Origin of the sequence: Vibrio sp. EA2 (assembly GCF_033042495.1) — a bacterium.
Classification (GTDB): Bacteria; Pseudomonadota; Gammaproteobacteria; order Enterobacterales; family Vibrionaceae; genus Vibrio.
In genome coordinates this window covers 183,098-205,210 of the sequence record NZ_JAWLID010000007.1, presented here as the reverse complement: position 1 = coordinate 205,210, position 22,113 = coordinate 183,098, and the positions used below count along the sequence as shown (strand labels likewise).

Sequence of the window (22,113 nt, the reverse complement as noted above, 5' to 3'; positions counted from 1 at the left end):
GCTGGTGGTTTTTCGAAGTTTTTATTTGAGAGCTGATACTAGGTTAGCAATGGCTTTTGCACTGGTCACAGGGATCGTAAAGTCATCAATATCAGATGCGCCCATTTTACTCTGATTGGCGATAAAACTCATATCACTTGGGCGAGTGCTTTTACCTGATAAGTGTACTTCTTGGACCTGCGTCTTTTCGACTAATGCTCTTACGTTCTCTGCGTTAATGCCTGCTCCTGCCATAATATGAATACGCCCATGCGCTTGTTCTACTAATGATTTGATCACATCGCTGCCGATAGGTGCTGATGGTGCCAGGCCGGATGTCAGTAAACGCTCACAACCTAAGCTTATGACATCTTCTAAGGCTTGCTCTGCATTTCGGCACTGGTCAAAAGCACGGTGAAAAGTGATACCTAATCCGAGCGCCTGAGCAAACTCACACAATGCTGTCGCATACGGTATATGAACATCACCATCTTGAGTCAGTACGCCGAGCACCACCCCTTCCAATCCCGCTTGGTATGCGGCTTCGATGTCAGAGCGCATCATTTCGATTTCTTGTTGGTTATAGAGGAAGTCTCCCTGACGAGGTCGAATCATTGTATAGACAGGGATAGTAGCAAGCTTGGCGGCTTGCTGCATAAAACCGTAGCTTGGGGTCAGGCCACCTAAAGCGAGAGAAGAGCAAAGCTCAATACGTGTAGCACCGCCCAAAATAGCATGGTGAAGAGATTCAATGTTGTCGATGCAGACTTCTAATTGAGTAATCATGTGGTTGTCCCAAATGTAACTTTTCAATAAATAGTAACAAGGACAAGAGTGAGAATCTGTATAGAGGTTTCGTGAAATAGAGGTAAAGTTAGCGCTTGGGCATTACCTCGTTTGTGTTTTGAAAGAGAAAAAAGAAAGCCCAAAGAATATACTCTGGGCTTTAATAAGACTTTACTTAGACTGATTGGCGCTTGCGGTTATTCCGCTATAGCTTTTGCTTTATATATACATCCAACCAATTCACCCGTTGAGCTTGGGTGAGGTCTATTTGATTACGCTAGGTCAGCTGCGTTCTCAGATAGGTAAGAAGCTACGCCAGCTGGAGTATCTTTCATACCTGCTTTACCTTCTTCCCACTGTGCAGGACATACTTCGCCGTGCGTTTGGTGGAAGTTAAGCGCGTCAACCATACGTAGCATTTCGTCGATGTTACGGCCTAGTGGTAGGTCGTTAACTACTTGGTGACGTACAGTGCCTTCTTCGTCGATTAGGAAAGAACCACGGAAAGCAACGCCTGCTTCTGGGTGCTCAACGTCGTAAGCTTTACAGATTTCGTGCTTAACGTCAGCAACTAGTGGGTACTTAACTTGACCGATACCGCCATCAGCGATAGCAGTGTTACGCCATGCGTTGTGAGAGAACTGAGAATCGATAGAAACGCCGATTACTTCAACGCCTTTAGCTTGGAAATCAGCTAGACGGTTGTCGAATGCGATTAGCTCAGATGGGCAAACGAAAGTGAAATCTAGTGGGTAGAAGAAAACAACCGCTTTCTTACCTTTAGTGAATTCTGCAAAGTTGAAGTTATCAACGATTTCACCGTTACCTAGAACAGCTGCCGCAGTAAAATCAGGGGCTTGACGACCTACTAGTACCATTTTTTTGCTCCTAAAAAGTATGGTTAGTTCCAAGACGCATAGAGTTATGTCATCTCGGTCCGTATTAATTCGAGACAAACTATAGTACAGATTGTAGTATTGAAAAAAGCGAATTAAATAGATTAAGTCAATCGAAAAAAGCGATAATAACAAAACTCATAACTCGATCACTGTAGTAGTGGTAGGTAATAACAATATTATGAATAAGTGGCCTAGTTTAAAGCAGCTATATTATTTGGTGACACTGCATGAAACGCGTCATTTTAGCGATGCAGCCGTTCGTTGTTTTGTCAGTCAGTCAACCCTGAGCAAAGGCATTCAGAATCTAGAAGATTTGATTGGCTGTCCTTTATATGAAAAGAAAGATAAAAAAAGTCCGTTAGTGTTCACTCAAACTGGTGAAATGGTCGTGAAGCAAGGTCGTGAACTACTGGCGAAGGGGCAGGACTTAGTTGAGCTGGGGCGAATGTGTCAGGGTGATGAGATGCAGGGGCAGCTAAAAGTCGGCTGTATCCCCACTATTGCTCCTTTTTTGCTGAGTGATCTGGTTCAGGAAGTGAACTATCGTTTCCCACAACTCAACATGTTATTAAGAGAAGACACCACAACGAACTTGCTTGCCGCGCTGCGACAAGGGGAGCTGGATGTGTTGATCTTAGCTTTACCTGTAGAAATCGATGGCATGGAAAGCCGCATTGTCGGCTCTGACCCGTTTCGTATGATCATTAGCCGCAATCAGGCCGATTCGATCAAAGTGCCGATTCGCTACGCTGACCTACCGGATGAATCAGTGTTCTTACTTGAAAGAGAACATTGCTTAACCGAGCATGCGGTGTCGGCGTGCAAACTCACCGATAAAGAGAAGATCAATCCTTTCTCTGCGACCAGTCTACACACTCTAGTGCAAATGGTGGCGAATGGTTTGGGAACCACCTTTATTCCACAAATGGCCATCGACCATGGTCTGATCGAGAACCAAAATTTGGTCGTGGTAGACCCACCAGGTAAGCAGGCACATCGTCATATTGGTTTGGTTTGGCGTCCAAGCTCCTCTCGAACTCACACCTTCAATCAGCTAGCAGATGTCGTTTCTGAACTGCTATAGCTATTAGTATTAGCTTAAACTATCCTGATATCCTTCCAAAAGCACACTATAAATGGTGTGCTTTTTAGCATTTTATTCTGTTCGTAAAGTTTAACTTGTAAAATTTTACAGCTTTTCTTTGATGAAGATTTCATAAAATAGTGAAATTTTACAATGTTAATTTTACATATCTTCTTATGCATTGTGTTTAACCTTTGTTTGAATTCTCTGCTCTCTCCCTTGTGAATACAAGGATCGTCACCCTAGTAAACTATTCATACACCTGTTTTAAATGAGTTTTGTGTCAAAAAAATCATGTAATTTTATTACGTAATAACTTACAAAAGTGCATCAAAAAACAACCGTTTGTTTCGCGCCGAATAAAACTTCGAATTTCAGCTTTTGTTTATCTTAGGGGTTCCTCTAAACCCTTTGTTGATATAGCTTAATTAACGGCCGGTAAGACTTATGTCTAGATTGCAAACGCACGCTTTTTTACGCAATCTCTAGACACGGCCTCAAGAGATGAACACAAATATTCAGGATGTAGTTTGTTGTTCGTAACTTACAAATGTAGCTTTTCGCTGACTGCCCAAGATTGATAAAGCACGTTAAGGATGAATGATTATGCTTGCTCAGACAGAACAAAAAACACAACCAACAAAGCAGACCCAAGGCATGCTTGAGGTGACTGGTGCACTTGCTCCGGAACATCAGGCAATTTTCCCTTCAGAGGCCCAAACCTTCTTATCACTGCTTTGTGAAAAATATGCCGGACGTGTAGAACAACTGCTGCAAGCTCGAGAAGAAAAACAAGCTCGCATCGATGCGGGTGAACTACCTGACTTTTTGCCAGAAACACAAGACATTCGCGAAGGAAGCTGGAAGATCTTAGGGATTCCACAAGATCTGCAAGATCGCCGAGTAGAAATTACAGGTCCAACGGATCGCAAAATGGTGATTAACGCGCTGAATGCGAATGTAAAAGTGTTCATGGCAGACTTCGAAGACTCAATGTCTCCAGCCTGGACCGCAGTACTTGATGGTCAGGTGAACTTGCGCGATGCGGTCAATGGCACCATCAGTTACACCAACCCAGGCAACGGTAAACATTATGAGCTGGCTGACGACCCAGCGGTGTTGATCTGCCGTGTACGCGGCCTTCATTTAAAAGAAAAACACGTTACGTGGCACGGTCAGATCATTCCAGGTGCGTTGTTCGATTTTGCACTGTATTTCTACAACAACTACAAAGCGCTAATGCAAAAAGGCAGCGGCCCTTATTTCTACATTCCTAAGTTGCAATCTCACCACGAAGCGAAGTGGTGGAGTGAAGTGTTCCATTTCACAGAAGAATACTTTGGTCTCGACACTGGCACGATCAAAGCGACAGTGCTTATCGAAACGCTACCTGCTGTATTTGAAATGGATGAGATTCTGTTCTCTCTGAAAGAGCATATCGTGGGCCTGAACTGTGGTCGCTGGGACTATATTTTCAGCTACATCAAAACATTAAAGAACCACCCGGACCGTGTATTACCCGACCGTCAGGTCGTGACCATGGATAAACCATTCTTAAATGCTTATTCGCGATTACTGGTACGTACTTGTCATAAACGTGGTGCGTTTGCGATGGGAGGCATGGCCGCTTTCATTCCTGCAAAAGACCAGGAAGAAAACCAGAAGGTTTTGGACAAGATTCATAACGATAAGTCTTTAGAGGCGAACAATGGCCATGACGGTACCTGGGTTGCCCATCCTGGTCTGGCGGATACAGCAATGGAAGTATTCAGCAACATTCTTGGTGAGCGCTCGAATCAGCTGGAAGTCAGCCGCTCTGAAGATGCTCCTATCACAGCTGCAGAGTTGCTTGAGCCATGTGAAGGCGAGCGCACAGAGCAGGGTATGCGACATAATATTCGCGTTGCGCTGCAATACATCGAGGCTTGGATTTCTGGCAACGGTTGTGTGCCAATCTACGGACTGATGGAAGATGCCGCTACCGCAGAGATTTCTCGCGCTTCAATTTGGCAATGGATTCAACATGGTAAATCGCTGGATAACGGCCAAAAAGTGACAAAAGAACTGTTTGAGTCCTACTTGAAACAAGAAGTAGAAGTCGTGAAACAAGAAATCGGAGAAGAGCGTTATCAGGCTGGTCGCTTTGAGGAGGCCGCGCAACTGATGGCGAAGCTGACAACCAGTGATGAGCTAACGAATTTCTTGACCATTCCAGGTTACGAGTATCTGGATTAAGAATACAAATACATAACCAATAACGTGAAAAGCTTTGAAGGCAGAGAGGGATGTACTGCCTGAGAACGGGAACTCAACGCACATACAAAAAGTGCAAATTATAAAGAGGGATAGACCAATGACATTAACTCGCCGCCAACAAATTGAAGCTCTAGAAAAAGATTGGGCAACGAATCCACGCTGGAAAAACGTGAAACGTACTTACACTGCTGAAGAAGTCGTTGAACTTCGTGGCTCAATGGTTCCTGCAAACACAATTGCACAGCGTGGTGCAGACAAATTGTGGTCACTGGTCAACGGTAGCGCGAAAAAGGGTTACGTGAACTGTCTGGGTGCGCTGACTGGCGGCCAAGCTGTTCAACAAGCAAAAGCTGGTATCGAAGCGATTTACCTTTCAGGCTGGCAGGTTGCTGCAGATAACAACACTGCATCTACTATGTACCCAGACCAATCGCTATACCCAGTAGACTCTGTACCTTCTGTTGTTAAGCGTATCAACAACTCTTTCCGTCGTGCTGACCAAATCCAGTGGGCAGGTGGTAAGTCTCCAGAAGATGAAGGTGGTATCGATTACTTCCTGCCTATCGTCGCGGATGCAGAAGCGGGCTTTGGTGGTGTACTTAATGCTTACGAGCTGATGAAGTCTATGATTGATGCTGGTGCTGCGGGCGTTCACTTTGAAGACCAACTAGCCTCAGTTAAGAAGTGTGGTCATATGGGTGGTAAAGTACTGGTTCCGACTCAAGAAGCGGTACAAAAACTGGTAGCAGCTCGTCTGGCAGCAGACGTAGCGGGTACAACAACGCTTGTTATCGCACGTACTGATGCGAACGCTGCTGACCTTCTAACATCTGATTGCGACCCATACGATAAAGACTTTATCGAAGGCGAGCGTACAGCTGAAGGTTTCTACCGTGTACGTGCTGGTATCGACCAGGCAATCTCTCGTGGCCTGGCTTACGCACCATACGCAGATTTGATCTGGTGTGAAACGGCAACGCCTTGTCTGGAAGAGGCACGTAAGTTTGCAGAAGCGATTCACGCTGAATACCCAGATCAGCTGCTAGCTTACAACTGCTCTCCATCGTTCAACTGGGAGAAAAACCTGGATGCAGAAACTATTGCTAAATTCCAGCAAGAGCTTGCGGACATGGGCTACAAGTACCAGTTCATTACTCTAGCGGGTATCCACAACATGTGGTTCAACATGTTTGAACTGGCACACGCTTATGCGCAAGGTGAAGGCATGCGTCATTACGTTGAGAAAGTACAACGCCCAGAGTTCCAGGCTGCAGAAAAAGGCTACACGTTCGTAGCTCACCAGCAAGAAGTAGGTACAGGTTACTTCGACAGAATGACCAATACGATTCAAGGTGGTAATTCATCAGTTACGGCACTAACGGGGTCGACAGAAGAAGACCAATTCTAATTGGCTAGGCAAATTTCTTAGTTAGGCAAACTTTCGATTTCCCACAACGACGCCAGTAGTGGCATATTGAGCGGCATTATTGCCGCTCTTTTTTATTTTCCTGACGACGCTATTCTCAGTTCTGGCCAACTAAAACTCATACGCTTGTTATTGTATTTCTTCGTCTGGCTCGATCTCTTCTGGTTCAACTTCCTCTTGTAGCTCAAGCAAGTTAATAGCAATCGTCACAAAGTCACTGTCTGTGATAATACCGACTAATTGACCTTTATTGACCACAGGCAGACAGCCGACTTTATGCTTTTGCATATAGATGGCACTCTCTTTTAGTCCGGCGCGCGGTTCTGCCGTCATGATGTTGGTGTGCATCATATTTTCGATAGGGGTATCGAGGGTAAACGAGTGTTCGGCTTCATCCGGGTGTAAGCTAGACTCTTGAGCAGCAAGAATATCGCGCTGAGTCACCAAGCCTTGTAAGTGATTATCGGCATCAACAACCGGAATGTGTCGAATATCAAGCGCCTCCATCATCTCTTTTGCGTCACGCAAGGTATGCGCTTTCGACAGGGTATGAGGGTGGCGAGTCATCATGTCTTCAACCTTGAACATAGAAACCTCCAGCAGCATTGTCCTTAGTTAAATATAGAGAATATTTTGCTGTATATCTGAGAGCCACCCCGTTTTTTATCAATAAAATACAGCGATGAAATAACATCATATTTTGGCTAGGCAATGGACGAATTACCGATAATCTTGTCACTTTTGTTTGGTTAGTTTCTGTGCGATCGAGTTTGCATTTCTACCTGATATTGAATGTGCTGAAAATGTAATCCGATGAATTGAATCGCACATTTATGCTTGTCTGATGTTACCTAGTTAGTCTGTCGAGGAAGATAAGCTCAGGCTTACTAAATTGAAGACGACTATGTACAAAAAACTATTTGCGATAGTGGCCACAGTGCTTAGTGTGCAATCGGCGCATGCCATTATTCTGGGACAAGAGGAAACCAATCCGGCTGATCGTGTGTCAATTCGTATCAGTAGTATGGCAGAGTTACCCAACTGCGGTGGCACAATGCTGACCAACCAGTGGGTAATGACAGCCGCACACTGCGTGGTGATGGGGGAGGGAGCCATCGAAGCGAGCTACTATGTCACTCAACCAGGAGAACTCGCAGTTACTGCGAAGGTCCATAATCTAAACGACACCAGTATCGATAATTATTACTCTGTTTCTCATGTTGTCGTGCACCCCAAGTACACTCCGTTTGCTAAAGCAAAACCAGAAAGTGATGGTAGCGTTACCCCAATTCAAACCGCTCTGGATAGCGATATAGCATTACTTTATCTCGATCGTCCGGTCACTAATGTCAGTACTGCTGATCTGGCAACAAAAGAAGAAATGATCGATATTGAAGCTCGGCTTGCCGCTGACTGGGATGAAAATTATCAGACCAATCAACGCTCAGCTAATGTTCAAGTATTTGGCTGGGGAGTAACAAAGCCAACTTCGGATGAAACATCAACGACATTAAAGACTACCACTATTGCTTTTTTGCCGATTGATAAATGTTATGAACGTCTGGAAAGTGGCAGTATGTTTCCTGTCGCCATTAACTCGCCTACAAGCACCACAAAAATTTGTACCCTACCAACCATTAATGATGTTTTAGAAGAGGACGACAGTACCCAGTATGGTAATTCCGCCTGTAACGGAGATAGCGGCGGACCGCTGATTGATATCGCGACCGGTAAACAGATTGGTATCGTAAGTGGTGGGCCCATAATTACACCGGACTGTGGCTCGCTGACCATTCCGATCTACTATACCAAAGTCAGTCAGTACTATGACTGGGTGCAGTCATACATTACGATGGATGGCCCTCCAAGCAGTTACATTATTGCGCCTGAGTTTCTTACTGACATCGAAGACGGTGATACCGATGCGTGTTACGACGGTATTGCAACCAACAACTGTAATTTCAGAGACACGAGCGACGGTGGTGGCAGTCTAAACCTTGGTCTCTTATCCCTGTTGGGATTGCTAGCATGGCGTAGAGCACAAAACATCTAAGGCTTGTTAATCAAACCTAAATTTGAAAAGCAGCGCAGGTCGCTGCTTTTTATTGTCTACAAACCTGCCAATTTAACTGTTTATTACACTCTTTATGACAGCTTTTACAGCTATATTCTGGGGATTCACTTGCTATTGCAGCATCTAACCATATACTAGTCTGCTGCGAAAAACTCGTCGCAATTTTATCGTCGTATTAGACGTGATTTGACCAATATATAAGACAAGTAACATGCAAGTATCAGATTTCCATTTCGACCTTCCAGATGAACTTATTGCTCGCTACCCTCAGCCGGAGCGTACAGCCAGTCGACTACTGCAAATGGACGGTAATACTGGTGAGATTGTTGATGGCACATTTACCGATGTGTTGGCTCAAGTTCAACCGGGTGACCTAGTGGTTTTCAATAATACCCGTGTTATTCCTGCACGTATGTTTGGCCGTAAAGAGTCCGGCGGTAAGCTAGAAGTACTGGTTGAGCGTATGTTGGATGAAAAGAGCATTTTAGCGCATGTTCGCTGCTCAAAGTCACCAAAGCCAGGCACAACCATTATTGTTGGCGAGAACGATGAATATGCCGCTGAAATGGTGGCTCGTCACGACGCACTGTTTGAGCTGAAATTTAACTCTGATAAGACGGTCCTGGAAATTCTGGAAGAAATCGGCCACATGCCGCTTCCACCGTACATCGATCGCCCGGATGAAGACGCAGACAAAGAGCGCTACCAAACGGTATACAACCAAAAGCCGGGTGCCGTCGCGGCTCCGACTGCTGGCCTTCACTTTGATGATGTTCTACTAGAGCAAATCAAAGCGAAAGGGGCTGAGTTTGCGTATGTAACACTGCACGTTGGCGCGGGCACGTTTCAGCCGGTGAAAGTAGAAAACATCAATGACCACCACATGCATGCGGAGTACGTTGAAGTACCACCAGAAGTGGTGGAAGCTATCAAGACCACTAAGGCTCGTGGTGGCCGCATCATTGCTGTGGGCACGACTTCTGTTCGCTCGCTTGAAAGTGCAGCGCAAGATGCTCTGAAGAAAGGGACGGAGTTGGTTCCATTCTTTGGTGATACCGAGATTTTCATCTACCCAGGTTATGAATACCAGTTAGTCGATTGTTTGATTACCAACTTCCACTTGCCAGAATCAACATTGATCATGTTGGTGAGTGCGTTTGCCGGTTACGAGAACACCATGAATGCTTATAAGCATGCCGTAGAAAACAAATATCGTTTTTTCTCGTACGGCGATTCTATGTTCATCAAAAAGAAAACTGTTTAGTTAAAAATAGATTTACGAGTGCTAGCAGTACGCTAGGAAATAAAGCAGATCGCCTGTTTTATCTCTCGCAAGGAAAAGCGACCGCTCCTTAAGTGGGGATAACCCCGAAAATATCGTCAGACTGTTTCTCTGACACCCGGAGGCTTCGTGAAATTAAAATTCGATCTTAAGAAGAAAAACGGCACGGCACGTCGTGGTCAATTGACCTTCGAACGTGGCACAGTGCAAACTCCAGCGTTTATGCCAGTCGGTACTTACGGTACTGTGAAAGGTATGACACCGGAAGAAGTAAAAGGTACAGGCGCTGAAATCCTGCTAGGTAACACATTCCACCTATGGCTACGTCCAGGACAGGAAGTAATGAAAATGCATGGTGACCTGCATGACTTCATGAACTGGCAAGGGCCTATTCTTACTGATTCGGGTGGCTTCCAGGTATTCAGCCTGGGCAAGATGCGCACTATTACTGAAGAAGGTGTACATTTCCGCAATCCAGTCAATGGTGACAAGATTTTCATGGACGCAGAAAAGTCGATGGAAATCCAGAAAGACCTGGGTTCTGACATCGTCATGATCTTTGATGAGTGTACGCCATACCCAGCGACGCACGACGAAGCGAAAAAGTCGATGGAAATGTCGCTACGTTGGGCACAACGTTCACTTGATCACTTTAATAAGCTGGAAAACCCGAATAACCTATTTGGTATCGTGCAGGGCGGGGTTTACGAAGATCTTCGTGACGTGTCGGTAAAAGGTTTAACAGAAATCGGTTTTGATGGTTATGCTGTGGGTGGTCTTGCAGTCGGTGAACCAAAAGAAGACATGCACCGTATTCTGGAGCATACTTGCCCACAGTTGCCAGAAGACAAACCTCGTTACTTAATGGGTGTTGGCAAACCAGAAGATTTGGTAGAAGGTGTACGCCGCGGTATCGACATGTTTGACTGTGTAATGCCAACGCGTAATGCACGTAATGGCCACCTATTTGTTACTGGTGGTGTGATCAAGATCCGTAATGCGAAACATAAAACGGATACAACACCGCTTGATCCGCACTGTGACTGTTACACTTGTCAAAATTACAGCAAGTCGTACCTTCATCATTTAGAGCGTTGTAATGAAATTCTGGGCGCGCGTTTGAATACCATCCATAACTTGCGCTACTACCAGCGTTTGATGGAAAGTATTCGTACAGCGATTGATGAAGATCGTTTCGATGAATTCGTAGTAGAGTTTTACGCTCGTCGTGACCGCGAAGTGCCACCACTAAGCAAAGCTTAAAAGAATTAAAGCCTTTGGCATGTCGCCAGAGGCTTTTGCTAATAAAGTAGGCTAACGCACGTTATTTTTGAGAGAGTGATCTCTATTACTCACTTTCAGACTTGAATCTCAACAGCGAAAGCCCAACTTGTTGGATTATCAATAAAATATAATGAGGATGTTTCAATGTTTATTTCTCAGGCTCACGCAGCAGCAGAAGGCGCACCAGCAGGCGGCGGTTTTGAAATGCTAATCATGCTTGGCATGTTCGCAGTGATCTTTTACTTCATGATTTACCGCCCACAAAGCAAGCGTGTAAAAGAGCATAAGAACCTAATGGCTTCAATGGGCAAAGGTGACGAAGTTCTAACCAGCGGTGGTCTAGTAGGTAAAATCACTAAGATTGCTGAAGACAATGATTTCATTTCTATCGAGCTTAATGCGAACAATGAAGTTGTAATCAAAAAAGACTTCGTAACTGCAGTGCTGCCTAAAGGTACGCTTAAGTCTCTATAAAACAGCAAAAGGGTCCTCGCTGTGCTAAACCGTTACCCATTATGGAAGTACTTAATGGTGCTTTTTGCGATCTTCGCAGCCGCACTATACGCACTTCCAAATATCTACGGTGAAGATCCGGCTATTCAAGTTACAGGGGCGCGTGGCGCCTCTGTAGATATGTCAACGCTGGATACTGTCACTAATGCTCTTGATAAAGAGCAACTTTCTCATAAATCCATTGCTTTAGAGAATGGATCAATTCTTGTTCGTTTTACCGACACTGATACTCAGATTAGTGCTCGTGATGTGATCAACGAAGCGCTTGGCAATGACACTATTGTTGCACTTAACCTTGCCCCTTCAACGCCTGACTGGCTAGAAGCAATTGGCGCGTCTCCGCTTAAGTTAGGTCTTGACCTGCGTGGTGGTGTTCACTTCTTGATGGAAGTGGATATGGATGCAGCCATGGAAAAACTGGTTGGTCAGCAAGAAGAAGCTTTCCGAAGCGAACTTCGTGACGCCAAAATCCGCTATCGAGCTATCCGCCCTTCTGGCAAAGAAGCGGTGGAAGTACTACTTCGTAATGAAGAGCAACTGGCTGAAGCGAAAAGTACATTAGAACAGAATCACCCAGACATGAACTTTGTCGATTCGGATTCTAATGGTCGTTTTGCACTTGTCGCTACTTTCACTGAGCAACGTCTACAAGAGATTCGTAACTACGCGGTAGAACAAAACATTACTATTCTACGTAACCGTGTAAACGAACTCGGTGTTGCGGAACCACTTGTTCAACGTCAAGGCGCAAGCCGCATCGTGGTTGAGCTTCCTGGTGTTCAGGACACCGCGCGTGCGAAAGAAATTCTGGGCGCGACGGCGACACTGGAGTTCCGCGAAGTCGATGACAAAGCGGATCTATCGGCAGCTGCGAATGGTCGTGCGCCAGCAGGTAGCGAGATCAAGCAAGATCGCGATGGTCGTCCTGTGGTACTGAAAAAGCGCGTTATCTTAGGTGGTTCAAGCATCACGGATGCGAGCTCAAGTGTTGATGAATATGGTCGCCCTCAAGTTAACATCTCGCTAGACAGCGAAGGTGGTAACAAGATGTCTGCGTTCTCGAAGAAGAACATCGGTAAGCTGATGGCTACTGTGTTTGCTGAGTACAAAGACAGTGGTCGTAAAACGCCAGAAGGCAAGGTTATCCTGACTAAGCACGAAGAAGTTATTAACCAGGCGACGATTCAGTCTGCCCTTGGTCGTAACTTCCGTATTACCGGTATCGACTCCGCTGCAGAAGCTCACAACCTAGCACTACTATTGCGTGCGGGTGCACTTATTGCACCTATCTCTATCGTTGAAGAGCGTACCATTGGTCCATCAATGGGTCAGCAAAACATCGATATGGGTATTCAGGCATGTATTTGGGGTATGGTAGCGGTAATGCTCTTTACTCTGCTTTACTACCGTGGTTTCGGTCTGATTGCCAACATTGCACTGATGGCTAACTTGGTACTGATTATTGGTGTGATGTCGATGATTCCGGGGGCAACCATGACGTTGCCTGGTATTGCCGGTATTGTATTAACGGTGGGTATGGCCGTTGATGCAAACGTACTGATCTTTGAGCGTATTCGGGAAGAAATTCGCGATGGTCGAAATCCGCAACAAGCGATTCACCAAGGTTACGCGAACGCGTTCAGTACCATTGCCGATGCGAACATCACGACACTTATCACAGCAATCATCTTGTTTGCTGTTGGTACAGGTGCGGTGAAAGGTTTCGCTGTAACACTATCTATCGGTATCTTAACTTCAATGTTCACCGCTATCATTGGTACACGTTGTATCGTGAACCTTATGTATGGTGGCAAGCGCGTTGATAAACTGTCGATCTAAGGCTGGGAATTAATATGTTTCAAATTCTAAAAGCAGAGAAGACGATCGGCTTTATGCGTTGGTCGAAAGTGGCATTTGTATTCTCAATCTTTATGATTGCCGCTTCTATCTTCACATTGTCAACCAAATGGCTGAACTGGGGTCTGGACTTCACTGGTGGCACGCTGATCGAGGTTGGTTTCGAAAGACCTGCTAACCTGGAAGAAATCCGTACTGCCCTTGATGAAAAAGGCTTTGGTGACGCAACCGTACAGAACTTTGGTAGCGCGCGTGATGTGATGGTTCGTCTTCGTCCTCGTGATGATGTATCTGGTGAAACGCTGGGTAACCAAATCATCGGTGCGATTAAAGATGGCACTGGCGAAAGCGTAGAGATGCGCCGTATCGAGTTCGTAGGTCCAAACGTTGGTGATGAACTGACCGAGGCTGGTGGCTTGGCGATTCTTGTATCGCTAATCTGTATCCTTATCTACGTATCAATGCGATTTGAATGGCGATTGGCTGCGGGTGCGGTAATGGCACTGGCGCACGATATCATCATCACGTTGGGTGTGTTCTCGTTCATGCAAATTGAAGTGGACCTAACTATCGTAGCAGCATTGCTAACGGTTGTTGGTTACTCGCTCAACGATACCATCGTTGTATTCGACCGGATCCGTGAGAACTTCCGTAAGATGCGTAAAGGTGAACCCGCAGATATTATGGACGCTTCAATTACTCAAACGTTGAGCCGTACATTGATTACATCGGGTACCACGTTGTTCGTAGTTATCGCACTGTTTGCTCAGGGTGGTGCTATGATTCACGGTTTCGCAACCGCATTGCTGCTTGGTATTACGGTAGGTACTTACTCTTCTATCTACGTAGCATCTGCACTAGCGCTAAAACTGGGTATCCAGAAAGAGCACTTGATGCCACCTCAAGTAGAAAAAGAAGGGGCAGAGTTCGACGAGATGCCATAAGGCAAATTGAGAATCGAAGTTTAAAAACCGCTGAGCAATCAGCGGTTTTTTTGTACCTGATCAAGCAGGAGTTTTTAGCCTGACCAGATAGTCAAGAATTGGATCGTGTTTTGCATACAACCTTGTGCATAACTACATACAAGGAGAGTATAAATGCAACAACTTAGGATTATCAAAACGGTTTTAGTTTCTGCAGTAGCGCTATTTGCCCTATTAGTCGCCTTTAATAATATTACTGACTACGGTTCAAATTTTGCCTTTGTACAGCATGTGTTAACAATGGATACCACCTTTGAAGGTAATCAACTGATGCACCGCGCTATACACACACCAGCGATACACCATATCTCATACGCCATCATCATTTTTTGCGAGGCTTTAGCTGGTGTCCTTTGTGCGTATGGAGCTTGGAAGTTATGGAAAGCGAGAAAGGCAGAACAACGTGAATTTAACAAGTCTAAAGCACTGGCAAATTACGGTTTAACGCTGGGTATTGTTTTATGGTTTACGGGCTTCATGACCGTTGGCGCTGAGTGGTTTTTAATGTGGCAGTCGTCGACATGGAATGGTCAGGCCGCGGCGTTTAAATTTATTGTGATCTTATTTTTGGTGTTGTTCTTCTTGAATCAAAAAGAACACGAAGAGGCTTATTAAATCCATATTGAATCCTGTCATTGCGGCAGGATTTTTTGCATTCTAATGGGTCAACGAAGTACAAAAAAGGGGCAATAAAACAGCACCTTCAACCCTTCAACATAAAAAAGCCCCGCTCAAAGAGCAGGGCGATTTAAAAGTCATCAGCGTGACGGGCTAGTATGACTTGTAAATCTATTACTTAAGGATCGCGGTGTTACCGTTGTCGCGAATGTGCTTAAGGATAGATTTCACGCCACGAGCGCTAGAAGCAACAATGTTGCCAGACTTCATGTATTCAGTTCCGCCAGCAAAGTCAGTCAGGATTGCACCCGCTTCACGAGCAATAAGCTCACCCGCCGCCATATCCCAAGGTTTTAGACCTAGCTCGAAGAAACCATCCACACGGCCCGCAGCCACGTAACATAGGTCAAGAGCAGCAGAACCGCTACGACGGAAATCAGCACATTCAGTGAATAGAGAGCCAACGATCTTGATGTAAGACTCAGCGTGTTGTTTCTGCTTGAATGGGAAACCTGTTGCCAGAACCGTACCTTGAAGGTCTTTCAGTTGAGCAACACGGATACGCGCGCTGTTTAGCTGTGCACCTGCACCACGTTGTGCAGTGAATAGCTCGTTTTGCATTGGATCGTAAACACAAGCAACTTCAGTTTTGCCTTTGATACGAACTGCAATAGAAACAGCGAAGTGTGGGTAACCTTTTACAAAGTTAGTGGTGCCATCCAGTGGGTCGATGATCCATTGTACGTCTTTATCTTTACCTTCGATAAGACCTTGTTCTTCAGCAACGATACAGTGCTCTGGGTAAGACTGCTTGATAGTATCGATGATGATGTATTCTGCTTCTTTGTCTACGTTAGTGACAAAGTCATTAGTGCCTTTAAGCGTAGATTCAACTTTATCTGTGTTTTCTAATGATTTAGCAATATGATTGCCTGCTTTTCGCGCAGCGCGAATAGCAATGTTTAGCATTGGATGCATACGAATTTCCCAACGGATGTTAAAGAACGAATATAAAAGCGGCGGCGAGTATACCAAAGATAAACGAAAAAGGAAGTGGTTATTTTTTACTCTAATTAACAGGAAGGCGAGCCCCTTTACTGTTTGGTATACGACATCTATTAACGAGAATGCGAATAGGGCACAGCTTCACCCTAGGGTGTGTTAAAAAATTATGTTAATATCCTGCGGTTTTTAATTAGGTAGCAAACACAGATGTTGGATCAAGTAAAAATCGTACTCGTAGGTACCTCTCATTCAGGCAATATTGGCTCTGCAGCCCGTGCAATGAAAGTCATGGGGTTAAGCCAACTTGTATTGGTTGATCCGCAGTGTGACGTGGATGAACAAGCGTTAGCACTGGCCGCTGGCGCCAGTGATATTGCTCAAAATGCGGCAATCGTTGGTACTCTGGATGAAGCCGTTAAAGATTGCGGACTGGTGGTTGGATCAAGTGCACGTTCACGTACTTTAGAGTGGCCAATGCTGGAGCCGCGAGAGTGTGGTGAGAAGTTTGCCGTTGAAGGTCAAAAGCACCCTGTTGCTCTCGTGTTTGGACGTGAAAGAACTGGTTTAACCAACGAAGAGTTACAGAAGTGTCACTATCACGTTTGCATTCCCGCGAATCCGGAATATAGTTCTCTGAACTTAGCCATGGCCGTTCAGACGCTGAGCTATGAAGTTCGCGTTGCGCACCTGAATCTGGAAAAAAGTCAGTTTTCACCTGCTGAGCAAGAGGAATACCCTCGCCACAAAGAACTAGAAATGTTCTTTGAACACCTTGAAAAGGTGATCGTGGAAACCCAGTTTATAAGTAAAGAACAGCCTGGACAGGTGATGAATAAACTGCGCCGCTTGTTCAATCGTGCTCGACCAGAGGCTCAAGAACTCAATATTTTGCGAGGCATTTTGACCTCGATAGAGAAAAAACGCTAAGGGGAAATTAGCCGCTTTTAGTGTAAGGATAAATACTTGAGTAAATTAGTCAGATAAATACTTGACTGAAACACTCAGGTATGGAAAAATCATAATCATTACAAACCATGTGGATACGGTGTGGTATGAAACTTACATCTAAAGGAAGATATGCGGTGACAGCCATGCTGGATGTGGCACTGCATTCGCAACAGAACCCTGTGCCTCTTGCTGACATTTCAGAACGTCAGGGGATTTCGCTCTCTTACTTAGAGCAGTTATTTTCTAAATTGCGTAAAGCAGGCCTTGTTGCCAGTGTTCGTGGTCCTGGTGGTGGTTACCGACTAGGTACAGACGCAAACGACATCGCCATTGGTACTGTTATTGCTGCTGTGGATGAGTCAGTCGATGCAACAAAATGCCAGGGTAAAGGAGACTGCCAAGGCGGGACTCGTTGCTTAACGCATACTCTTTGGCGCGACTTGAGCTCTCGTATCAGCGACTTCTTGAATAACATCACGCTCGGTGAGCTGATGAAAGACAATGAAGTACTAGAAATTTCTGATCGTCAGGACATTGATCTGGCGGTGACTAATGGGCTTTCCAACAAAAATACAACTACCGCGCCCATCGGTATCAACGTCCGCTCATAGCGGTCAGCATTTTACATTGGAGTAGAGAATGAAACTGCCGATTTATCTTGATTATTCCGCTACATGTCCAGTTGATCCACGTGTTGCTGAAAAAATGGTTCAGTACATGACAATGGATGGCACATTTGGCAACCCAGCGTCTCGTTCGCACCGTTACGGCTGGCAGGCAGAAGAAGCAGTGGATACTGCTCGTGAGCAAATTGCTGACCTTCTAAATGCAGATCCACGCGAAATCGTATTCACATCAGGTGCGACTGAGTCTGATAACCTTGCAATTAAAGGTGCGGCTCACTTTTACTCTAAAAAGGGTAAGCATGTAATCACTTGTAAAACAGAACACAAAGCGGTTCTTGACCCATGTCGCCAACTAGAGCGCGAAGGGTTTGAAGTGACTTACCTAGAGCCAGAAACAAACGGTCTGATCGATCTAGAAAAACTGAAAGCTGCAATGCGTGATGACACAGTTCTGGTTTCTATTATGCACGTGAACAACGAAATCGGCGTTATTCAAGACATCGCAGCTATTGGTGAGTTATGTCGTGAGCGTAAAATCGTGTTCCACGTAGATGCCGCTCAATCAGCAGGTAAGTTGCCAATCGACGTTCAAGAAATGAAGGTTGATTTGATTTCACTGTCGGCACACAAAATTTATGGCCCTAAAGGTATTGGTGCGCTTTACGTTCGTCGTAAGCCTCGTATTCGCCTTGAAGCGCAAATGCACGGTGGTGGTCACGAGCGCGGTTTCCGCTCTGGTACACTAGCGACTCACCAAATTGTTGGTATGGGTGAAGCTTTCCGCATCGCAAAAGAAGAGATGCAGAAAGATTATGACCACGCCCTAGCGCTTCGCAACCGTCTTTACGATGGTGTTAAAGACCTTGAAGCGGTAACGGTAAACGGTGATTTTGAGCAACGCGTACCACAAAACCTAAACATCAGTTTTGCTTTCGTAGAAGGTGAATCACTGCTGATGTCGCTAAAAGATCTAGCGGTATCTTCTGGTAGTGCTTGTACTTCTGCGAGTCTAGAGCCTTCTTACGTTCTTCGTGCTCTTGGCATGGATGACGAATTGGCTCACAGCTCGGTTCGTTTCTCATTCGGTCGTTTTACGACGGAAGAAGAAGTTGATTACGCAATTGAACAGATCCGCGTTGCAGTGACTAAGCTACGCGACATGTCTCCTCTATGGGATATGTACAAAGAAGGGATTGATCTGAGCACAGTTGAATGGGCTCACCATTAATCTCAGGGATAGATAGAGGATTCGAGGTAATTTATCATGGCATACAGCGAAAAAGTAATTGATCACTACGAGAACCCACGTAACGTTGGTTCATTTGACAAAGACGACTCATCAGTAGGTAGCGGCATGGTTGGCGCTCCAGCTTGTGGTGACGTTATGAAACTACAAATCAAAGTGACACCAGAAGGTATCATTGAAGATGCGAAGTTCAAAACATACGGTTGTGGTAGTGCAATCGCATCAAGTTCACTAGTAACTGAATGGGTTAAAGGTAAGTCTGTTGATGAAGCAGCTGCAATCAAAAACTCTGAGATTGCTGAAGAGCTAGAACTTCCACCTGTGAAAGTTCACTGCTCAATTCTTGCTGAAGATGCAATCAAAGCAGCGGTTGCAGACTACAAGAAAAAACACCAAGAATAATTATTCCGTAATATAATGGGAGCCTTTAACGCTCCCATTCCAATCGTAATTTAGACAGACTAAGGTGCAGTATGGCCATTACAATGACAGAAACAGCGGCAAGTCGCGTAAAAGCATTCCTGGATAACCGAGGTAAAGGTGTCGGTTTACGTCTTGGAGTGAAGACGACTGGTTGTTCCGGTATGGCGTACGTGCTTGAGTTTGTTGACGAGCTTAATGATGAAGAAGATGAAGTCTTTGACCTGTCAGGGGTGAAGATCATCATCGACAAAAAAAGCTTAGTCTACCTAGACGGTACCGAATTGGATTACGTGAAGGAAGGGTTGAATGAAGGTTTTGAGTTCAACAACCCTAACGCAAAAAGTGAATGTGGTTGTGGTGAAAGCTTCAACGTCTAATTGATTGTCCTTCTGGGCAAACGAGTCCGGAAGGCTTTACTAGGACCCGAACTTAATGAATCACTTTGAATTATTTGGGCTACCAAGTCAGTTTAAGCTGGATGGTAGCCTTCTTTCTTCTCAGTTCCGAGAACTACAAAAACGTTTCCACCCGGATAATTTTGCTACGGCATCCGAGCGTGATCGCTTGATGGCCGTGCAAAAAGCCGCGCAAATTAACGATGCGTATCAAATCCTGAAAAATCCAATCTCCCGAGCGGAGTACATCTTGGCCGAACAGGGTATTGAAATTCGTGGTGAACAACAAACCATGCAAGATCCTATGTTCTTAATGGAGCAAATGGAACTGCGTGAGGAACTGGAAGACATTGCTGGCAGCTCTGATCCTGAATCGGCGCTTTTTGACTTCGATTCTAAGGTCAGCAAAATGTATAAGCAGCATTTGGCAAGCGTTGAGCAAGAGCTTAATGACGGTCTTTGGGCAGAAGCCGCAGACCGAGTTCGCAAACTGAAATTCGTAGCCAAACTAAAGAACGAAATTGAGCTGGCTGAAGAGCGACTCCTCAGCTAGTTAGTGTGACAAGGATCTATAATGGCACTACTTCAAATCGCAGAACCGGGCCAAAGCTCGGCACCTCATGAGCATAAGTTAGCGGCAGGTATCGACTTAGGCACGACCAACTCATTAGTTGCTACCGTGCGTAGTGGCGATACCACGACTTTACAAGATAAACAGGGTCGTAGCATTCTGCCATCGGTGGTGAACTACTCAGCAGAAGCAACCATCGTGGGTGATGATGCAAAAGACAAAGCTGAGTTCGAACCTGAAAATACCATTATCTCGGTAAAACGTTTAATCGGTCGTTCACTGAGCGACATCCAATCTCGTTACCCATCGTTACCTTATCAGTTTAAAGAGAGCGATAACGGTCTACCGGTTCTACAAACTGCTCAAGGTGATAAAAACCCGATTGAAGTCTCTGCTGATATTCTAAAAGTGCTGGGTCAACGTGCTGAAGAATCATTAGGTGGTGAGCTGGCTGGCGTCGTAATCACAGTGCCAGCATACTTTGACGATGCGCAACGTGCTGGTACAAAAGATGCCGCTAAATTGGCTGGTCTGCACGTTCTTCGTCTTCTTAACGAACCAACTGCAGCGGCAATCGCGTATGGTCTGGACTCCGGTCAGGAAGGCGTGATCGCCGTATACGATTTAGGTGGTGGTACCTTTGATATCTCTATCTTGCGTCTGTCTAAAGGTGTCTTCGAAGTACTGGCAACTGGTGGTGATTCAGCGCTAGGTGGTGATGACTTTGACCATTTATTTGCAGACTTCCTGATGGAACAAGCAGGTCTTGAAGCCCCGCTTTCTGCAGAGAAAAACCGCACCCTATTAAACATTGCAACTGCAACGAAAATTGCATTTTCCGAGCAAGACAGCGTAGACGTTGATGTATTCGGTTGGAAAGGCACGGTAACGCGTGAGCAGTTTGAAGAGCTAATCCGTCCTCTTGTGAAGAAAACACTGATGTCTTGCCGCCGTGCATTAAAAGACGCAGATGTCGACGCTGAAGAAGTGCTTGAAGTAGTGATGGTTGGTGGTTCAACTCGCACTTTATTAGTACGCGAAATGGTTGGCGAATTCTTCGGTCGCACTCCGCTAACAAGCATTAACCCGGATGAAGTCGTTGCGATTGGCGCAGGTATCCAAGCGGATATTTTGGCAGGTAACAAGCCTGATTCTGAAATGCTGCTGCTGGACGTGATTCCATTGTCATTGGGCATCGAAACCATGGGTGGTTTGGTCGAAAAAATCATTCCTCGCAACACCACGATTCCGGTTGCTCGTGCGCAAGAATTTACCACGTTCAAAGATGGTCAAACGGCGATGAGCGTGCATGTCGTGCAAGGTGAGCGCGAAATGGTGGATGATTGCCGTTCTCTGGCTCGTTTCTCCCTGAAAGGTATTCCGCCAATGGCAGCAGGTGCAGCGCACATTCGTGTCACTTATCAAGTAGACGCTGATGGCTTGCTTTCTGTTACCGCGATGGAAAAGAGCACCGGAGTGCAGTCTGAAATTCAAGTGAAGCCTTCATACGGTCTGAGTGATGATGAAGTGGCTAACATGTTGCGTGACTCGATGGATCATGCAAAAGAAGACATGCAAGCACGTGCGTTAGCCGAACAGCGCGTAGAGGCAGACCGTGTTATTGAAGGCTTAATCGCTGCCATGCAAGCTGATGGTGATGAACTACTATCAGAGCAAGAGAAACAAGATCTAGTAAAAGCCATTGAAGCATTGATCGAGCTACGCAATGGTGATGATGCTGATGCGATAGAGCAAGGCATTAAAGATACCGATAAAGCGAGCCAAAACTTTGCATCGCGTCGTATGGATAAATCGATTCGAGCTGCGTTGTCAGGTCAATCAGTAGACGATATATAAG

At 45.5% G+C, this 22,113-nt stretch carries 21 protein-coding genes; 17 read left to right on the top strand and 4 right to left on the bottom strand.

Annotation, left to right across the window (positions count from 1 at the left end):
- Positions 1-21: 21 nt before the first annotated feature.
- Together RXX31_RS15900 and RXX31_RS15895 are read right to left on the bottom strand one after the other, a co-directional pair.
- On the bottom strand, positions 22-765 hold the full coding sequence (locus RXX31_RS15900) for a copper homeostasis protein CutC (protein ID WP_317590552.1): 744 nt from the start codon (positions 763-765) through the stop codon (positions 22-24).
- Between the two features lie 272 nt (positions 766-1,037).
- Complete coding sequence (locus RXX31_RS15895; RefSeq protein WP_317590551.1) at positions 1,038-1,643, bottom strand: peroxiredoxin C; 606 nt, start codon at positions 1,641-1,643, stop codon at positions 1,038-1,040.
- A gap of 199 nt (positions 1,644-1,842) precedes the next feature.
- On the opposite strand from RXX31_RS15895, the gene RXX31_RS15890 reads away from it, so the two are divergent.
- From RXX31_RS15890 to aceA, 3 genes are all read left to right on the top strand, one after another.
- A complete protein-coding gene (locus RXX31_RS15890; RefSeq protein ID WP_317590549.1) occupies positions 1,843-2,748 on the top strand; it encodes a hydrogen peroxide-inducible genes activator in 906 nt (301 codons plus the stop codon).
- A gap of 606 nt (positions 2,749-3,354) precedes the next feature.
- Positions 3,355-4,983 carry a malate synthase A gene (gene aceB, locus RXX31_RS15885; protein WP_317590548.1) on the top strand — a complete coding sequence of 543 codons (1,629 nt, stop codon included), beginning with the start codon at positions 3,355-3,357 and terminating at the stop codon, positions 4,981-4,983.
- A 118-nt stretch (positions 4,984-5,101) separates the two neighbouring features.
- The gene (aceA, locus tag RXX31_RS15880) at positions 5,102-6,412 is read left to right on the top strand and encodes an isocitrate lyase (protein WP_317590546.1); all 1,311 of its coding nucleotides are present in this window, start codon (positions 5,102-5,104) and stop codon (positions 6,410-6,412) included.
- Positions 6,413-6,559: 147 nt separating this feature from the next.
- On the opposite strand, the gene RXX31_RS15875 is transcribed toward aceA, so the two are convergent.
- The gene (locus RXX31_RS15875; RefSeq protein WP_317590544.1) at positions 6,560-7,018 is read right to left on the bottom strand and encodes a CBS domain-containing protein; all 459 of its coding nucleotides are present in this window, start codon (positions 7,016-7,018) and stop codon (positions 6,560-6,562) included.
- A 316-nt stretch (positions 7,019-7,334) separates the two neighbouring features.
- On the opposite strand from RXX31_RS15875, the gene RXX31_RS15870 reads away from it, so the two are divergent.
- The 7 genes from RXX31_RS15870 to RXX31_RS15840 all read left to right on the top strand — a co-directional run bounded on the left by RXX31_RS15870 (position 7,335) and on the right by RXX31_RS15840 (position 15,038).
- Complete coding sequence (locus RXX31_RS15870; protein ID WP_317590542.1) at positions 7,335-8,483, top strand: S1 family peptidase; 1,149 nt, start codon at positions 7,335-7,337, stop codon at positions 8,481-8,483.
- A 232-nt stretch (positions 8,484-8,715) separates the two neighbouring features.
- Positions 8,716-9,768, top strand: coding sequence for a tRNA preQ1(34) S-adenosylmethionine ribosyltransferase-isomerase QueA (gene queA, locus RXX31_RS15865; RefSeq protein ID WP_317590541.1), 1,053 nt, complete (start codon positions 8,716-8,718; stop codon positions 9,766-9,768).
- Positions 9,769-9,915: 147 nt separating this feature from the next.
- A complete protein-coding gene (gene tgt / locus RXX31_RS15860) occupies positions 9,916-11,049 on the top strand; it encodes a tRNA guanosine(34) transglycosylase Tgt (RefSeq protein ID WP_317590539.1) in 1,134 nt (377 codons plus the stop codon).
- A gap of 165 nt (positions 11,050-11,214) precedes the next feature.
- Positions 11,215-11,544, top strand: coding sequence for a preprotein translocase subunit YajC (gene yajC, locus RXX31_RS15855; RefSeq protein WP_237318587.1), 330 nt, complete (start codon positions 11,215-11,217; stop codon positions 11,542-11,544).
- A 21-nt stretch (positions 11,545-11,565) separates the two neighbouring features.
- Positions 11,566-13,422, top strand: a complete 1,857-nt coding sequence (gene secD, locus RXX31_RS15850) for a protein translocase subunit SecD (protein ID WP_317590538.1) — start codon at positions 11,566-11,568, stop codon at positions 13,420-13,422.
- Between the two features lie 14 nt (positions 13,423-13,436).
- Entirely contained in the window at positions 13,437-14,384 is a 948-nt protein-coding gene (gene secF / locus RXX31_RS15845) for a protein translocase subunit SecF (RefSeq protein WP_317590537.1), read from the top strand.
- 153 nt (positions 14,385-14,537) lie between these two features.
- On the top strand, positions 14,538-15,038 hold the full coding sequence (locus RXX31_RS15840) for a DUF2165 domain-containing protein (protein ID WP_317590536.1): 501 nt from the start codon (positions 14,538-14,540) through the stop codon (positions 15,036-15,038).
- Between the two features lie 177 nt (positions 15,039-15,215).
- On the opposite strand, the gene suhB is transcribed toward RXX31_RS15840, so the two are convergent.
- Positions 15,216-16,019: an inositol-1-monophosphatase gene (gene suhB / locus RXX31_RS15835; RefSeq protein WP_317590535.1), complete on the bottom strand. Its 804-nt coding sequence runs from the start codon at positions 16,017-16,019 to the stop codon at positions 15,216-15,218.
- A 234-nt stretch (positions 16,020-16,253) separates the two neighbouring features.
- Between suhB and trmJ the strand changes: the two genes are divergently transcribed.
- From trmJ to hscA, 7 genes are all read left to right on the top strand, one after another.
- Positions 16,254-16,973: a tRNA (cytosine(32)/uridine(32)-2'-O)-methyltransferase TrmJ gene (gene trmJ / locus RXX31_RS15830; protein WP_317590533.1), complete on the top strand. Its 720-nt coding sequence runs from the start codon at positions 16,254-16,256 to the stop codon at positions 16,971-16,973.
- Between the two features lie 125 nt (positions 16,974-17,098).
- Positions 17,099-17,605, top strand: a complete 507-nt coding sequence (gene iscR / locus RXX31_RS15825; RefSeq protein WP_014230928.1) for a Fe-S cluster assembly transcriptional regulator IscR — start codon at positions 17,099-17,101, stop codon at positions 17,603-17,605.
- A 28-nt stretch (positions 17,606-17,633) separates the two neighbouring features.
- Positions 17,634-18,848, top strand: a complete 1,215-nt coding sequence (locus RXX31_RS15820; RefSeq protein ID WP_317590532.1) for an IscS subfamily cysteine desulfurase — start codon at positions 17,634-17,636, stop codon at positions 18,846-18,848.
- A 36-nt stretch (positions 18,849-18,884) separates the two neighbouring features.
- The gene (gene iscU / locus RXX31_RS15815) at positions 18,885-19,268 is read left to right on the top strand and encodes a Fe-S cluster assembly scaffold IscU (RefSeq protein ID WP_317590531.1); all 384 of its coding nucleotides are present in this window, start codon (positions 18,885-18,887) and stop codon (positions 19,266-19,268) included.
- Between the two features lie 71 nt (positions 19,269-19,339).
- Entirely contained in the window at positions 19,340-19,666 is a 327-nt protein-coding gene (iscA, locus tag RXX31_RS15810) for an iron-sulfur cluster assembly protein IscA (RefSeq protein ID WP_317590530.1), read from the top strand.
- Positions 19,667-19,721: 55 nt separating this feature from the next.
- On the top strand, positions 19,722-20,237 hold the full coding sequence (gene hscB / locus RXX31_RS15805) for a co-chaperone HscB (RefSeq protein WP_317590529.1): 516 nt from the start codon (positions 19,722-19,724) through the stop codon (positions 20,235-20,237).
- A 21-nt stretch (positions 20,238-20,258) separates the two neighbouring features.
- Positions 20,259-22,112, top strand: a complete 1,854-nt coding sequence (gene hscA / locus RXX31_RS15800; protein ID WP_317590528.1) for a Fe-S protein assembly chaperone HscA — start codon at positions 20,259-20,261, stop codon at positions 22,110-22,112.
- Position 22,113 lies beyond the last annotated feature (1 nt).

Bases quoted from the DNA above. Each gene is read 5' to 3' on its own strand.
- RXX31_RS15900 (WP_317590552.1), bottom strand. From the start codon at position 765: ATGATTACTCAATTAGAAGTCTGCATCGACAACATTGAATCTCTTCAC.
- RXX31_RS15895 (WP_317590551.1), bottom strand. From the start codon at position 1,643: ATGGTACTAGTAGGTCGTCAAGCCCCTGATTTTACTGCGGCAGCTGTT.
- RXX31_RS15890 (WP_317590549.1), top strand. From the start codon at position 1,843: ATGAATAAGTGGCCTAGTTTAAAGCAGCTATATTATTTGGTGACACTG.
- aceB (WP_317590548.1), top strand. From the start codon at position 3,355: ATGCTTGCTCAGACAGAACAAAAAACACAACCAACAAAGCAGACCCAA.
- aceA (WP_317590546.1), top strand. From the start codon at position 5,102: ATGACATTAACTCGCCGCCAACAAATTGAAGCTCTAGAAAAAGATTGG.
- RXX31_RS15875 (WP_317590544.1), bottom strand. From the start codon at position 7,018: ATGTTCAAGGTTGAAGACATGATGACTCGCCACCCTCATACCCTGTCG.
- RXX31_RS15870 (WP_317590542.1), top strand. From the start codon at position 7,335: ATGTACAAAAAACTATTTGCGATAGTGGCCACAGTGCTTAGTGTGCAA.
- queA (WP_317590541.1), top strand. From the start codon at position 8,716: ATGCAAGTATCAGATTTCCATTTCGACCTTCCAGATGAACTTATTGCT.
- yajC (WP_237318587.1), top strand. From the start codon at position 11,215: ATGTTTATTTCTCAGGCTCACGCAGCAGCAGAAGGCGCACCAGCAGGC.
- secF (WP_317590537.1), top strand. From the start codon at position 13,437: ATGTTTCAAATTCTAAAAGCAGAGAAGACGATCGGCTTTATGCGTTGG.
- RXX31_RS15840 (WP_317590536.1), top strand. From the start codon at position 14,538: ATGCAACAACTTAGGATTATCAAAACGGTTTTAGTTTCTGCAGTAGCG.
- suhB (WP_317590535.1), bottom strand. From the start codon at position 16,019: ATGCATCCAATGCTAAACATTGCTATTCGCGCTGCGCGAAAAGCAGGC.
- trmJ (WP_317590533.1), top strand. From the start codon at position 16,254: ATGTTGGATCAAGTAAAAATCGTACTCGTAGGTACCTCTCATTCAGGC.
- iscR (WP_014230928.1), top strand. From the start codon at position 17,099: ATGAAACTTACATCTAAAGGAAGATATGCGGTGACAGCCATGCTGGAT.
- RXX31_RS15820 (WP_317590532.1), top strand. From the start codon at position 17,634: ATGAAACTGCCGATTTATCTTGATTATTCCGCTACATGTCCAGTTGAT.
- iscU (WP_317590531.1), top strand. From the start codon at position 18,885: ATGGCATACAGCGAAAAAGTAATTGATCACTACGAGAACCCACGTAAC.
- iscA (WP_317590530.1), top strand. From the start codon at position 19,340: ATGGCCATTACAATGACAGAAACAGCGGCAAGTCGCGTAAAAGCATTC.
- hscB (WP_317590529.1), top strand. From the start codon at position 19,722: ATGAATCACTTTGAATTATTTGGGCTACCAAGTCAGTTTAAGCTGGAT.
- hscA (WP_317590528.1), top strand. From the start codon at position 20,259: ATGGCACTACTTCAAATCGCAGAACCGGGCCAAAGCTCGGCACCTCAT.